We start from the raw sequence: 13,286 nt of genomic DNA on the forward strand, positions 1-13,286 counted from the left end.
GGGGGCCTCAGGTGCCGATCAGCCGCAGCCCCGCCCACAGGGCCGCCACCGCCGCCACCAGGCCCGCCGGTGTGGTGAGCAGCCCCAGCCGGGTGAACTCCCCGAGCTCGACGCGTTCGCCGTGGCCGTGCAGGATCCGCCGCCACAGCAGCGTGGCCAGCGACCCCGCGTACGTGAGGTTCGGGCCGATGTTCACCCCGATCAGCACGGCCAGCACCGGTCCGGCCCCGCCCGGCGCGGCCAACGGCAGCAGCGCGAGCACGGCGGGCAGGTTGTTGATCAGGTTGGCGAGGAGGGCGGCCACGCCGGCCACGGCGAGCAGCGCGGGCAGCGAGTCCCCGGCGGGCAGCACCCGTGCGAGCCCGTCGCCGAGGCCGTGGTCCACCACGGCCCGTACGACGACGCCCAGCGCGAGCACGAACAGGCAGAAGGCGGGCGCGGCCGACGCCACCAACCTGACCGGCGTGGTCTCGCGGCGCCGCAGGGCCCGTACGGCCAGGACCACCGCCCCGGCCAGCGCCGCCCAGACGGGACTCGCCCCCGCGAAGGAGGTCACGGCGAAGCCGGCCAGCGTCAGGACCAGCACCGCGAGCGCGAAGCGCGGCATCGCGATCCGCTCCACGACGTCCGGGGCGTGCGCGGGCGGGGCCGACAGGTCGGCGCGGAAGAAGCGCCGGAACACCACGTACTCCACGCCGATCGCCACCGCCCAGGGCAGCGCCATCAGCGAGGCGAACCGGGTGAAGGAGAGTCCGCTCGCGGCGAAGGCGAGCAGGTTGGTCAGGTTCGACACGGGCAGCAGCAGCGAGGCCGAGTTCGCCAGGTGCGCGGTGGCGAAGACGTACGGTCGCGGCCGCGCCCCGAGGTGGGCGGCCGTCGCCAGCACCACCGGGGTCAGCAGCACCACGGTGGCGTCCAGACTCAGCGCGGCGGTGACCAGTGAGGCCACCACGAACACCGGGCCCAGCAGCGTCCCCGGCTCCCGCCCCGCCGACCGCCGGGCCACGGCCGCGCCGACCGCGCGGAACAACCCCTCGTCGGCGCACAGCCGTGCGAGGACCAGGATCACGGCCAGGAACCCGACCACGGGCAGCAACTCCCGCAGTTGCCCCCAGGCATCGGCTGGGGAGACCACACCGAGGGCGACGAGCAGCGCGGCAGCCGGCACCGCGGCCGCCGCCTCCGGCAGCCCGCGCGGGCGCAGCACGGCGAAGGCCAGCACCCCGAGGAGGGCGGCGACCGACAGGGACTCGGCGAGGACGGTGTTCAGGACGGTACTCCGGGACGGGCACGGCCGGGCCCCCCAAGGGACCCGCGGCGGAACATCCCGGAAGGATCGCACGGCCGGCGGCATGGCCGGATGGGTGGGATACCCGTCATTGCGGCCACCCGCCCGAGGTCACACCATGGAGGCACCACACCGTGAAACGCGGAGGAGCCATGCAGATCGCCGTACTGCTCTACGACCGGTTCACCGCCCTCGACGCCATCGGACCCTTCGAGACCCTGGGCCGGCTCGACGGCGCGGAGACCGTCTTCGTATCGGAGCGGCCCGGGCCGGTGCGGACGGACAACGGTTCGCTCGCCCTCGTCGCCGACCGGGCGCTGGGCGAGGTGACCCGGCCCGACATCGTCGTCGTGCCCGGCGGCCCGCATCCCGAGGTGGAGATGGAGAACCCCGCGGTCCTCGACTGGCTGCGCGCGGTCGACGCCGGCACGACCTGGACCACCTCGGTCTGCACCGGCTCCCTGCTGCTGGCCGCCGCCGGGCTGCTCGACGGCCGCCGGGCCGCGAGCCACTGGCTCTACCTGGAGCAGCTGGTCCCCTTCGGCGCCGAGCCCACCGGGGAGCGGGTGGTGTACGACGGCAAGTACGTCACCGCCGCCGGGGTGTCGTCCGGCATCGACATGGGCCTCGGCCTGCTGGGCCGGATCGCCGGGGACACGTACGCGCAGACCGTCCAGCTGATGTGCGAGTACGACCCCCAGCCGCCGTACGACGCCGGTTCCCCGGACAAGGCCCCGGCCGAGATCGTCGCCCGGTTGCGCGCCTCTATTCCGCCGGCGGCGGGCTGAAGACCGGCGCGCGGCGTTCCAGGAACGCGGCGACGCCCTCCGCGGCGTCGCCGCTCGCCGCGGCCCGCTCGGCCCAGTGGGCGTCCCGGTCGGTGCGGCCGTCCACGAACTCCTTGGCCGCCGCCTGGGTCAACCAGGAACGGGTGGTCAGGATCCGGGTGAACTCGGCCACCCGCTCGTCGAGTTCACCGGCGGGCAGCAGCTCGGTCAGGAACCCGGCCCGCAAGGCCTGCTCGGCGTCGATCAACTCGGCGGAGAACAGCAGGTACTTGGCCCAGGCCGGTCCGACGACCGAGGCCAGTCGCCGGGTGGAGGAAGCCGGGTAGACGATGCCGAGCCGCGCCGGGGTCACCCCGAAGGAGGCCCCCCGCTCGGCGAAGCGCAAGTCGCAGGCGGCCGCGAGTTGGCTGCCGCCGCCGACGCAGTGCCCGCGGATCGCGGCGAGGGTGGGCTTGGGGAACGCCGCGAGGGCCTCCTCCGCCGCCACGGACAGCGCCTGGGGGTCGTCGTCCCCGGTGAGCGAGGAGATGTCGGCGCCCGCGCAGAAGGTGCCCCCGGCCCCGGTCAGCACCAGTACCCGTACGGCGGGATCGGCCGCGAGCCCCGGCAGCAGCGCGGGCAGCGCACGCCACATCGCGGCGGTCATGGCGCCCCGCTTGGCGGGGTGCGAGATGACGACGGTGGCCACTCCGTCGGTGACGGTGTGGGTCAGGGTTGCGTCCCGGGCTGCGTCCATGCGCCGGATGCTATCCGGGGCCCGCCGCTCCTGTGATCAAGGGGGACTCCGACCCCGGAGCTCGTCGGCCTGTCCGACGGGCTGAGCCCGGTGGCCCTGGGTTACGGTGCCCGGCGCATCCTCGGCCCGGTCCGGGAGGACGAGGTGGCGGGCGGGTCGGACGCGACGGACGGGACGGAGGAGACCGTCCGCGAAGCGCCCGGACCGGATCAGGAACGGTCCAACAACTGACTCCGTCATACGCCAGTGGTCAGAAAGTGTCCGATTGACGCTGACTTCTGGTCAGAGGTCCGGTCCGGACCTGGCTGTTCCCCACTCTTGACGCGTGGAGACGATCGAGCGCGAAGACGGGGGCCGGAAAATGACAGACAGCGGGAACGTCCCGCCAGCCGGGGGAGGTGAGGCGCCCGCTCCGGCGGACCCCCTCGCGTACGAAGGAGTGTGGCGCTTCACCGCGCCGGCGGTAGAAGAATCCGTTCCGCAGGCCCGCCGGGCGGTCCGAGACCTGCTTGGCCGGCAGGGGGTGCCGGCCCATCAGGACCTGGTGTACTCCCTGTTGCTGATCGTCTCCGAGCTGGTGACGAACTCCGTGCGGCACGCGGCCCTGCTCTCCCCGGAGGTGGCCGTCGAGGTCGCGGTGGGTCGCGAATGGGTACGGGTGGCCGTCGAGGACAACCACCCGTACCGGCCCAAGGCGCTGGAGGCCGACTTCGGCCAGACCGGCGGCCGGGGCCTGCTCCTCGTGCGCGAGGTGACGCTGGAGGCCGGTGGGGTCTGCGACGTCGAGCACACCTCGACGGGCGGCAAGGTGATCTGGGCGGCCCTGCCCCTGACCACCCCGCGCGACCCGGCGTCCTGAGGGGCCCGCGGTTCCTACCAGCCCGCGACGTCGCCGGTCAGCTCGCGGATCGCGGGCCTCGCCGCGTCCAGCACGGTCATGAACCAGGCCGAGAACGGCACCTCGGCGTGCTGCTTGGCCAGTTCCCCGGCGGTGACGAACGCGGTGTCGCCGACCTCCTCCGGATCCGGCTTCGGCGCCGCCTGCGCGAGTCCCACGAACAGGTGGTTGTACTCCTGCTCGACCAACCCGGACGCGGGGTCCGGATGGTTGTACCGCACGGTCCCGGCCTCCGCGAGCAGCGACGGGGACAGCCCCAGCTCCTCATGGGTGCGCCGGGCCGCCGCCGCGAACGGGGACTCGCCGGGGTAGGGGTGACCGCAACACGTGTTCGACCAGACGCCGGGGGAGTGGTACTTCCCGAGGGCGCGCCGCTGGAGCAGCAGTCGGCCCTGCTCGTCGAAGAGGAACACGGAGAACGCCCGGTGCAGCAGACCGGGGGCCTGGTGGGCGGACAGCTTCTCCGCCGTGCCGATGGTGTTGCCGGCTTCGTCGACCAGTTCGAGCATGATCGCTTCCGGAGTGCCGGCGCCGGGGAACCCGCTCTGCGCGGCGGTGGCTGGTGTGGTCGGCATACCCATCCTTCGCTTCGGACTTCGGCCTTCAGTCTGCCGTACAAAAGGGGCTCATCCCCACTTCGCGGGATCCACGCATGTCCGCCCCCCATCGCGTGATAGGCGACGGGGGGCGGAGCGTCAGCGCGTCGGGCGCGGCGTCAGACGCCGAACGGCGCCGGGTAGCGGATGGTGCCCGCCGGAACCGGGACCCGGTCGTCCAGGACGAGCGCCATCATGGCCTCGTCCGGTACCTCGAAGGGCGCCCGGATGCCGAACCGCGACGCCGGCGCGAAGCCGAAGCGCGCGTAGTACTCGGGGTGTCCGAGCACCAGGACCAGCGCCTCACCCCGCTCCCGGGCCGCCGCGAGCAGGGCCCGTACGACGCTGCTCCCGGCCCCGGCGCGCTGGTGCGCCGGGGCGGTGGCGACCGGGGCGAGCGCGAGCGCCGGCGCGGCGTCGACCGTGCAGCGGGTCAGCAGGGCGTGCGCCGCCACCGACCCGTCGGGCGCCTCGGCGACGTACGAGAGCCCCGGCAGCCAGGACGCGTCGGCGCGCAGCGCGTCCACGAGGTCCGCCTCCGACGGGGTGTCGAAGGCCGCCAGGTTGACGGCGCGCACCCCGGTCGCGTCGGCCGGGGTCTCCGGCCGGGCCGGCCACCGCCCGTCGCCGCCGGCGGTCACCGGGCCCAGGACGTAGCCGGTGTACCCGTACTCGTGCCCGTGCCGCACCCGTACGTCCAGTTCCTCGCGCACGGCGGCGAGCGCGACGCCCGCCGCGGCGGTCGTGGCGTCGGGCCCGGCGTCGGGCCCGGCGGCGGGCTCCGTGTCGGGCCCCGTGTCGGCGTCCCGGACGCGTTCGCCGAGCGGGGCGTAGTACTCGGCCCAGTCGGAGTCGGGCTGCGGGTGGACGCCCAGCACCCGGTACCCGGCCGCCCGGGCGGCGGCGAGGTTGCGGGCGGGTTGGCGCAGCGGGTACCGCGGGTCCCAGAAGGCCCGCGCCCCGCCGGAGGGTTGCGCCGCGGTCCACTCGCACTCGCTCAACACGAGCGTGCCGCCGGGCGCGAGCAGTCGCTTCCACCGTGCGAGCGCCCGGTCGAAGCCGATGACGTAGGCGGAACCCTCCGCCCACACGAGGTCGAAGGAGCCGTCCTCGAAGGGGAGCGCGTCCATGTCCGCCCTGACGGCCCGTACCCGGTCGGTGAGTCCGCGGGCCGCGGCGGCGGCGCGGAGCTCGTCGAGGAACGGTTCGTGCAGGTCGACTGCGGTCACTTCGGCCAAGCCCGCGCCGCCCGCCTCGGCGGCGAGCAGCAGGGCGCTGCGGCCGGGGCCGCAGCCGATGTCGAGGACCCGCGGCCGCTCGGGCAGCGGTCCGCACAGGGAGAGCATCCGGCGCGTGGACGCGTCGGAGCCGGGGGACTGCCGGGGCAGGCCCCGGTGCAACTCCATGAAGGCCGCGAAGACGGCCTCGTCGGAGGCGTCGGGGGCGCCGGACGAAGAACTGTCGGAGGAGGAACCGGTGGTGCCGGTGGTGTCGGTCAACGTGAACCCTTGGAAAGGGGGCTCCGGCCGACGGGGTCGATCGGTGCGATCAGACCCGGCCGGACGCCCGGAAGGAGGTGGTGAGGTCCCGGAGTTCGCCGCGCAAAGCCGCGACCACTACGACGGTCATCAACCCCACCTCTTCCCGCTCGTGTGCCGACCCGATGTTCTGAAGACGTGCTTACACAAGTCGAACACGTCTTCGTCCACCGTAACATCCGGTCGAAAACAGCGGATGAATGCCGGCTTCCATTCATCCGATAGCCTCTGCCGACGTGCCGCCACCCCTCGTGGCGGCCGTCCCGTACGCGCTGCAAGGAGTGAGTTCGTCTGCCGACCGTCATCCTCACCGGCCCGCCGGTACCCGGATCGCCGCTTGCGGACGAGCTGGTGTCGCTCGGCTTCGACGTCCGCCCGGTCACCGGTCCCGAAGACGCCGCCGCGGCCCTGGCCGACGTACCGGCCGACCAGCGCGTGGCTCTCGTCGACAGCGCCTTCGTCGGGCACGTCCACGCCCTGCGCCTCGCGCTGACCGACCCCCGCTTCGACGCCTGCGCCGTCACCGGCGCGCTCGCCGTACGGGGAGCCGCCCGCGCCGCCCTGGACGAGGCCGCCGCCCTCGCGCCCGAGGCGCTCGGCGCCGGGCCCTACCCCGACCGGCTCGCGGCCGCCGTCGAAGGCTCCGGCACGACGGTCCAGCGACCCGAACTCGGCACCCTCGTCGCCGCCGTGCCCGCCGCGGGGGCGGAACGCGAGAGCGCCGTCGCCGCCGTCGCCGCCGTGGACGACGAGGCCGTCCGGCTGCGGACCGCGGTCAAGTCCCGCGACGGGTTCTTCACCACCTTCTTCATCAGCCCCTACTCGCGCTACATCGCCCGCTGGTGCGCGCGCCGCGGCCTCACCCCGAACCAGGTCACCACGGCCTCGCTGATCACCGCGCTGATCGCGGCGGGCTGCGCCGCCACCGGTGACCGCTGGGGTTACGTCGCGGCCGGTGTGCTGCTGCTGGTCTCCTTCGTCCTGGACTGCACCGACGGGCAGCTCGCCCGCTACTCGCTCCAGTACTCGACGATGGGCGCCTGGCTCGACGCGACCTTCGACCGCGCCAAGGAGTACTCCTTCTACGCGGGCCTCGCGCTCGGCGCGGCCCGCGACGGCGACGACGTCTGGGGCCTGGCCCTCGGCGCGATGATCCTCATGACCTGCCGGCACGTCGTCGACTTCTCCTTCAACGAGGCGAACCACGACGCGACCGCCAACACGAGTCCGACGGCGGCGCTGTCCGGCCGGCTCGACAGCGTGGGCTGGACGGTCTGGGCCCGCCGCATGATCATCCTGCCGATCGGCGAGCGCTGGGCCATGATCGCGGTCCTGACCGCCGTCACCACGCCCCGGATCGTCTTCTACGCCCTGCTCATCGGCTGCGCCTTCGGCGCCCTCTACACCACCGCCGGCCGGGTCCTGCGCTCCCTGACCCGCAAGGCGCGGCGCACCGACCGCGCCGCCCAGGCGCTGCGCGACCTCACCGACACCGGCCCGCTCGCCGAACTCGTCGCCAGGATCGTCTCCCACCCGGGGCGCACCCTGAGCCTGCCCTTCGCGGTGCTCGGGGCGGCGCTGGTGATCGGCGCCGTCTGCTGGGCCCCCTTCGGCGCCATGACGGTCGTCTACGCCGCCCTGATGTACGCGGTGCTCAGCGGCGGGGCCGTCGCCCGGCCGCTCAAGGGCGCGCTGGACTGGCTGTTGCCGCCGCTCTTCCGGGCCGCCGAATACACCACGGTCCTCGTCCTCGCCTGGAAGGCGGACGTGCCGGGAGCCCTTCCCGCCGCATTCGGACTGGTCGCGGCGGTCGCCTACCATCACTACGACACGGTCTACCGCATCCGTGGTGGCTCGGGCGCGCCCCCGCACTGGCTGGTGCGGGTGACCGGCGGCCACGAGGGCCGGGTCCTGCTGACCGCGGTCCTGGCCGCCGTCCTCGCCCGTGACGCGTTCCCCGTCGCGCTCACGGCCCTGGCCGTGTTCGTGGCACTGGTGGTGCTCGTGGAGAGCATCCGCTTCTGGGTCTCCTCCGGAGCACCCGCCGTACATGACGAAGGAGAACCAGCATGATCGGCCTTGTACTCGCTGCCGGTGCCGGACGCCGCCTGCGTCCCTACACCGACACCCTGCCCAAGGCCCTCGTGCCCGTCGGCCCCGAGGGCCAGGAGGAGAGCCTCACGGTCCTCGACCTGACCCTGGGCAACTTCGCGGAGGTCGGCCTCACCGAGGTCGCGATCGTCGTCGGCTACCGCAAGGAGGCCGTGTACGAGCGCCGCGAGGCCCTGGAGGCCAAGTACGGCGTCAAGATCACGCTGATCGACAACGACAAGGCCGAGGAGTGGAACAACGCCTACTCCCTGTGGTGCGCGCGTGACGTCATCAAGCAGGGCGTGATCCTCGCCAACGGCGACACCGTCCACCCCGTGTCCGTCGAGAAGACCCTGCTCGCCGCCCGCGGCGAGGGCCGGAAGATCATCCTCGCGCTGGACACGGTCAAGAGCCTGGCCGACGAGGAGATGAAGGTCGTCACGGCCGAGGGCCAGGGCGTGCGGAAGATCACGAAGCTGATGGACCCGGCCGAAGCGACGGGCGAGTACATCGGTGTCACCCTCATCGAGCCCGAGGCCGCCGAGCAGCTCGCCGAGGCCCTCAAGACCACCTTCGAGCGCGACCCCGACCTCTACTACGAGGACGGCTACCAGCAGCTCGTGAACGACGGCTTCACCATCGACGTCGCTCCCATCGGCGACGTCAAGTGGGTCGAGATCGACAACCACGACGACCTCGCCAAGGGCCGGACGATCGCATGCCAGTACTGACGCGGCTGATCCCCTCGCCCGTTGTCGTCGACATCAGCCGAGGGGCGATGGACGACCTGGCCGGCCTGCTCGCCGACCAGCGCATCTCCGCGTCCGGCAAGCTCGCCATCGCGATCAGCGGGGGCTCGGGTCAGGCGCTGCGCGCCAAGCTGGAGCCCGTCCTGCCGCACGCCGACTGGTACCCGGTCGTCGACGGCACCATCGACTCCGCTGTCAAACTGGCCGACGACATAAAGGGTCGCCGCTACGACGCCGTCGTGGGCCTGGGCGGCGGCAAGATCATCGACGTGGCGAAGTACGCCGCGGCGCGGGTCGGCCTGCCCATGGTGGCCGTCGCCACCAACCTGTCGCACGACGGGATCTGCTCCCCGGTGTCCATCCTGGACAACGACAACGGGCGCGGCTCCTACGGGGTGCCCACCCCGATCGCGATGGTCATCGACCTCGACGTGATCAAGGACGCCCCGGTGCGGTTCATCCGCGCGGGCATCGGCGACGCGATCTCCAACATCTCGGCCATCGCCGACTGGGAACTCTCGCACGCGATCACCGGCGAGGCCGTCGACGGCCTCGCCGCCGCCATGGCCCGCACCGCAGGCGAGTCCGTGCTCCGCCATCCCGGCGGCTGCGGGGACGACGAGTTCCTCACCGTGCTCTCCGAGGCCCTCGTGCTGTCCGGCATCGCCATGTCGATCAGCGGTGACAGCAGGCCCTCGTCCGGCGCCTGCCACGAGATCAGCCACGCCTTCGACCTGCTCTACCCGGGCCGCTCCGCGCTGCACGGCGAGCAGGTCGGCATCGGCGCCGCCTTCGCCATGCACCTGCGGGGGGCCGCCGAGAAGGCCGGACTCTTCGTCGAGGTGCTGCGCGGTCACGGACTGCCCGTGCTGCCCGAGGAGATCGGGTTCAGCGTCGAGGAGTTCGTCGCGGCCGTCGAGTACGCCCCCCAGACCCGTCCGGGGCGCTTCACCATCCTGGAACACCTCAACCTGTCCGCCGCCGAGATCAGGGACGCTTACGCCGACTATGCCAAGACCATCCGTAGCTGAACTCCGGCCCGTCGTTCACCCGGCGGGCGTGAAGGACCGGCGCAGCGGGGAGCACTGGGGCGGCCGCCTGTACATGCGCGAGATCTCCCTGCGCATCACCCGCCTGCTGGTCACCACCAAGGTCACGCCCAACCAACTGACCTACGTGATGACCCTGGCCGGCGTGCTCGCCGCCCCGGCCCTGCTGGTGCCGGGCGGGTGGGGCGCCGTCCTCGGCGTGGTCATGGTCCAGCTGTACCTGCTGCTCGACTGCGTCGACGGCGAGGTCGCCCGCTGGAAGAAGCAGTTCTCGCTGTCCGGGGTCTACCTCGACCGCGTCGGCGCCTACCTGTGCGACGCGGCGGTCCTGGTCGGCTTCGGCCTGCGCGCCTCCGACCTGTGGGGAACCGGCCGCATCGACTGGCTGTGGGCCTTCCTGGGCACCCTCGCGGCGCTCGGCGCGATCCTGATCAAGGCCGAGACCGACCTGGTCGGCGTCGCCCGCCACCAGGTGGGCAAGCCGCCCGTGCAGGAGGCCGCCTCCGAGCCGCGCTCCTCCGGGATGGCCCTGGCCCGCCGGGCCGCGGCCGCGTTGAAGTTCCACCGCCTCGTCCTGGGCATCGAGGCCTCGCTGCTCATCCTGCTGCTGGCCGTGGCCGACCAGGTCCGTGGCGACCTGTTCTTCTCCCGGCTGGGCGTCGCCGTCCTCGCCGGCATCGCCCTGCTGCAGACCGTGCTGCACCTGGTCTCCGTCCTCGCGTCGAGCAGGCTCCGGTGAGCGCCCCGCCGCGCGTCGGCGCGGTCGTCATCACCATGGGCAACCGCCCCGACGACCTCAAGGCCCTGATCGACTCGGTCGCCCGGCAGGACGGGGACCCGGTCGAGGTCGTCGTCGTCGGCCAGGGCGTGCCGCTGACCCCGGAGACGGGCGTCCCCGAGGGCGTGCGCACCGTGGAACTGCCCGAGAACCTGGGCATCCCCGGTGGCCGCAACGCGGGCATCGAGGCCTTCGGCCCCGGCGGCCGCGACGTGGACGTCCTGCTCTTCCTGGACGACGACGGCCTGCTGGAGCGCACCGACACCGCCGAGCTGTGCCGGCAGGCCTTCACCGAGGACCCGGCGCTCGGCATCGTCAGCTTCCGCATCGCCGACCCCGACACCGGCGCCACCCAGCGCCGGCACGTGCCCCGGCTGCGCGCCTCGGACCCGATGCGCTCCTCCCGCGTGACCACCTTCCTGGGCGGCGCGAACGCCGTCCGCACGAAGGTGTTCGAGCAGGTCGGGACGTTGCCGGGCGAGTTCTTCTACGCCCACGAGGAAACCGACCTGGCCTGGCGCGCCCTCGACGCCGGGTGGTCGATCGACTACCGGGCGGACATGGTGCTGCTGCACCCGACCACCGCCCCCTCCCGGCACGCGGTCTACCACCGTATGGTGGCCCGTAACCGGGTGTGGCTCGCCCGTCGGAACCTGCCCGCTCCGCTGGTGCCGCTCTACCTGGGCGTCTGGCTCGCGCTGACCCTCGTGCGCAAGCCGTCGGGGCCGGCCCTCAAGGCCTGGTTCGGCGGCTTCAAGGAGGGCTGGACCACCCCGTGCGGTCCCAGACGTCCGATGAGGTGGCGTACCGTGTGGCGGCTGACCCGGCTCGGCCGGCCTCCTGTCATCTGACAAGCCCGTGTCTGCGACGATGGCCCCGGTCACGGGTCCGGCGTTGCGGCCCGATGCCCCTTCTGCCGCATCTTGAAGACGGAAAGTTTCGACTTGTGAGTGACACAACCCACGACGGCGCCATCGCCACGAGCAGGCCGGTGTCCGAAGACGCGGGACTGAGCCCCGAGGAGCTCGCCAGGAAGTACGGCCTGTCCGTGAGCGGGGCCCGCCCCGCTCTGGGCCCGTACGTCCGCCAGCTCTGGGGGCGGCGCCACTTCATCCTGGCGTTCTCCCGGGCCAGGCTGGTCGCCCAGTACAGCCAGGCGAAGCTCGGCCAGGTCTGGCAGGTGGCGACCCCCCTGCTGAACGCGGCCGTCTACTGGCTGATCTTCGGCCTGATCCTCGGCGCGGGCAAGGAGATGCCCGACGGCGTCTACGTCCCGTTCCTGATGATGGGCATCTTCGTCTTCACCTTCACGCAGAGCTCGGTGATGGCGGGCGTGCGGGCGATCTCCGGCAACCTCGGCCTGGTGCGCGCGCTGCACTTCCCGCGCGCCGCCCTGCCGGTGTCCTTCTCGTTGCAGCAGCTCCAGCAGTTGCTGTACTCGATGGTGGTCGTCTTCGTGATCGCCGTGAGCTTCGGCAACTACCCGCGGCTGTCCTGGCTGCTGGTGGTCCCGACGCTGGCGCTGCAGTTCGTCTTCAACACCGGCCTCGCCATGATCTTCGCGCGGATGGGTTCCAAGACCCCCGACCTCGCGCAGCTGATGCCGTTCGTGATGCGTACCTGGATGTACGCCTCCGGCGTGATGTTCCCGATCGGCATCTACCTCAAGGACCAGCCGCAGTGGATCAGCGACGTGCTGCTGTGGAACCCGGTGGCGATCTACATGGACCTCATCCGGTTCGCGCTGATCGACGACTACGGCGCGAGCAACCTGCCCCCGCACGTATGGCTCTTCGCCGTGGGCTGGGCCGTGGTGATCGGCCTCGGCGGCTTCGTGTACTTCTGGAAGGCTGAGGAGCGTTACGGCCGTGGCTGACAAGACCGACGGACACGTCCCCACCGTGATCGCGAACGACGTCCACATCGTCTACCGCGTCAACACCGGCGGCGCCGGCAAGGGTGCGGCCACCGCCGCGCTCAGCAAGATCATGCGACGCTCCAAGGGCGACGCGCCCGGCGTGCGCCGGGTGCACGCGGTGCGCGGCGTCTCCTTCACCGCCTACCGGGGCGAGGCCATCGGCCTGATCGGCTCGAACGGCTCCGGCAAGTCCACCCTGCTGCGCGCCATCGCCGGCCTCCTGCCGTGCGAGTCCGGCAAGGTGTACACCGACGGCCAGCCGTCCCTGCTCGGCGTCAACGCCGCCCTGATGAACGACCTGACGGGCGAGCGCAACGTCGTCCTCGGCGGACTCGCGATGGGCATGACCCGTGAGCAGATCAGGGAGCGCTACGAGGACATCGTCGACTTCTCGGGGATCAACGAGAAGGGGGACTTCATCTCCCTTCCGATGCGCACCTACTCCTCGGGAATGGCGGCGCGCCTGCGCTTCTCGATCGCGGCCGCCAAGGACCACGACGTCCTGATGATCGACGAGGCGCTCGCCACCGGTGACCGCAAGTTCCAGGTCCGTTCCGAGGCGCGCATCCGCGAACTGCGGGAGAAGGCCGGCACGGTCTTCCTCGTGAGCCACAACAACAAGTCCATCCGCGACACCTGCAGCCGGGTGCTGTGGTTGGAGAAGGGCGAACTCCTGATGGACGGGCCCACCGAGGAAGTCGTCTCGGCGTACGAAAAGGCATCCGGCCACTGACCTACGGGATCCTCGCGAGTACTGGCCCCTGCCGCGTCCGCGGCGGGGGCCTCGCCGTGCCGCGGCGGACGAGCGGGACGGTCGGGCGCGACGCAATTCGCGGCGGGGCGACATTCCGTGCTCC

General features: G+C 72.3%; 14 protein-coding genes. 10 read left to right on the top strand and 4 right to left on the bottom strand.

What is annotated here, in order from left to right; all coding sequences use genetic code 11:
* Nucleotides 1–7: 7 nt before the first annotated feature.
* Nucleotides 8–1,270, bottom strand: coding sequence for an SLC13 family permease (locus AB0D46_RS04010; protein WP_362875834.1), 1,263 nt, complete (start codon nt 1,268–1,270; stop codon nt 8–10).
* Between the two features lie 170 nt (nt 1,271–1,440).
* On the opposite strand from AB0D46_RS04010, the gene AB0D46_RS04015 reads away from it, so the two are divergent.
* On the top strand, nt 1,441–2,076 hold the full coding sequence (locus tag AB0D46_RS04015; RefSeq protein WP_362875693.1) for a DJ-1/PfpI family protein: 636 nt from the start codon (nt 1,441–1,443) through the stop codon (nt 2,074–2,076).
* On the opposite strand, the gene AB0D46_RS04020 is transcribed toward AB0D46_RS04015, so the two are convergent.
* On the bottom strand, nt 2,054–2,812 hold the full coding sequence (locus tag AB0D46_RS04020) for an enoyl-CoA hydratase/isomerase family protein (protein ID WP_362875694.1): 759 nt from the start codon (nt 2,810–2,812) through the stop codon (nt 2,054–2,056). The two genes, AB0D46_RS04015 and AB0D46_RS04020, sit on opposite strands and share 23 nt — an antisense overlap.
* A gap of 90 nt (nt 2,813–2,902) precedes the next feature.
* Here AB0D46_RS04020 and AB0D46_RS04025 point away from each other — a divergent pair, with 90 nt between their 5' ends.
* Together AB0D46_RS04025 and AB0D46_RS04030 are read left to right on the top strand one after the other, a co-directional pair.
* Nucleotides 2,903–3,043, top strand: coding sequence for a hypothetical protein (locus AB0D46_RS04025; RefSeq protein WP_362875695.1), 141 nt, complete (start codon nt 2,903–2,905; stop codon nt 3,041–3,043).
* A gap of 130 nt (nt 3,044–3,173) precedes the next feature.
* A complete protein-coding gene (locus AB0D46_RS04030; protein ID WP_362875696.1) occupies nt 3,174–3,671 on the top strand; it encodes an ATP-binding protein in 498 nt (165 codons plus the stop codon).
* A gap of 14 nt (nt 3,672–3,685) precedes the next feature.
* On the opposite strand, the gene idi is transcribed toward AB0D46_RS04030, so the two are convergent.
* Entirely contained in the window at nt 3,686–4,285 is a 600-nt protein-coding gene (idi, locus tag AB0D46_RS04035) for an isopentenyl-diphosphate Delta-isomerase (RefSeq protein ID WP_362875697.1), read from the bottom strand.
* 140 nt (nt 4,286–4,425) lie between these two features.
* Complete coding sequence (locus AB0D46_RS04040; RefSeq protein WP_362875835.1) at nt 4,426–5,712, bottom strand: bifunctional class I SAM-dependent methyltransferase/N-acetyltransferase; 1,287 nt, start codon at nt 5,710–5,712, stop codon at nt 4,426–4,428.
* A 423-nt stretch (nt 5,713–6,135) separates the two neighbouring features.
* On the opposite strand from AB0D46_RS04040, the gene AB0D46_RS04045 reads away from it, so the two are divergent.
* From AB0D46_RS04045 to AB0D46_RS04075, 7 genes are all read left to right on the top strand, one after another.
* Nucleotides 6,136–7,917, top strand: a complete 1,782-nt coding sequence (locus AB0D46_RS04045; protein WP_362875836.1) for a DUF5941 domain-containing protein — start codon at nt 6,136–6,138, stop codon at nt 7,915–7,917.
* Nucleotides 7,914–8,666, top strand: a complete 753-nt coding sequence (locus AB0D46_RS04050) for a phosphocholine cytidylyltransferase family protein (protein ID WP_362875698.1) — start codon at nt 7,914–7,916, stop codon at nt 8,664–8,666. Before AB0D46_RS04045 ends, AB0D46_RS04050 begins: the two co-directional genes overlap by 4 nt.
* The gene (locus tag AB0D46_RS04055; RefSeq protein ID WP_362875699.1) at nt 8,654–9,715 is read left to right on the top strand and encodes an iron-containing alcohol dehydrogenase family protein; all 1,062 of its coding nucleotides are present in this window, start codon (nt 8,654–8,656) and stop codon (nt 9,713–9,715) included. The genes AB0D46_RS04050 and AB0D46_RS04055 overlap by 13 nt, the downstream gene beginning before the upstream one ends.
* Entirely contained in the window at nt 9,693–10,472 is a 780-nt protein-coding gene (locus AB0D46_RS04060; RefSeq protein WP_362875700.1) for a CDP-alcohol phosphatidyltransferase family protein, read from the top strand. Before AB0D46_RS04055 ends, AB0D46_RS04060 begins: the two co-directional genes overlap by 23 nt.
* Nucleotides 10,469–11,362 (top strand): glycosyltransferase, encoded by an 894-nt coding sequence (locus AB0D46_RS04065; protein WP_362875701.1) that lies wholly within the window; start codon nt 10,469–10,471, stop codon nt 11,360–11,362. Before AB0D46_RS04060 ends, AB0D46_RS04065 begins: the two co-directional genes overlap by 4 nt.
* 95 nt (nt 11,363–11,457) lie before the next feature.
* On the top strand, nt 11,458–12,387 hold the full coding sequence (locus AB0D46_RS04070; protein WP_362875702.1) for an ABC transporter permease: 930 nt from the start codon (nt 11,458–11,460) through the stop codon (nt 12,385–12,387).
* Nucleotides 12,380–13,162: an ABC transporter ATP-binding protein gene (locus AB0D46_RS04075; RefSeq protein ID WP_362875703.1), complete on the top strand. Its 783-nt coding sequence runs from the start codon at nt 12,380–12,382 to the stop codon at nt 13,160–13,162. Before AB0D46_RS04070 ends, AB0D46_RS04075 begins: the two co-directional genes overlap by 8 nt.
* The last annotated feature ends 124 nt before the right edge of the window (nt 13,163–13,286 follow it).

It is taken from the genome of Streptomyces sp. NPDC048383, assembly GCF_040651775.1.
Taxonomy (GTDB): domain Bacteria; phylum Actinomycetota; class Actinomycetes; order Streptomycetales; family Streptomycetaceae; genus Streptomyces.

What these genes read in the sequence shown, in the direction of transcription:
- AB0D46_RS04055 (WP_362875699.1), top strand. Translation starts at nt 8,654, where the DNA reads ATGCCAGTACTGACGCGGCTGATCCCCTCGCCCGTTGTCGTCGACATC.
- AB0D46_RS04015 (WP_362875693.1), top strand. Translation starts at nt 1,441, where the DNA reads ATGCAGATCGCCGTACTGCTCTACGACCGGTTCACCGCCCTCGACGCC.
- AB0D46_RS04020 (WP_362875694.1), bottom strand. Translation starts at nt 2,812, where the DNA reads ATGGACGCAGCCCGGGACGCAACCCTGACCCACACCGTCACCGACGGA.
- AB0D46_RS04040 (WP_362875835.1), bottom strand. Translation starts at nt 5,712, where the DNA reads ATGGAGTTGCACCGGGGCCTGCCCCGGCAGTCCCCCGGCTCCGACGCG.
- AB0D46_RS04050 (WP_362875698.1), top strand. Translation starts at nt 7,914, where the DNA reads ATGATCGGCCTTGTACTCGCTGCCGGTGCCGGACGCCGCCTGCGTCCC.
- AB0D46_RS04060 (WP_362875700.1), top strand. Translation starts at nt 9,693, where the DNA reads ATGCCAAGACCATCCGTAGCTGAACTCCGGCCCGTCGTTCACCCGGCG.
- idi (WP_362875697.1), bottom strand. Translation starts at nt 4,285, where the DNA reads ATGCCGACCACACCAGCCACCGCCGCGCAGAGCGGGTTCCCCGGCGCC.
- AB0D46_RS04030 (WP_362875696.1), top strand. Translation starts at nt 3,174, where the DNA reads ATGACAGACAGCGGGAACGTCCCGCCAGCCGGGGGAGGTGAGGCGCCC.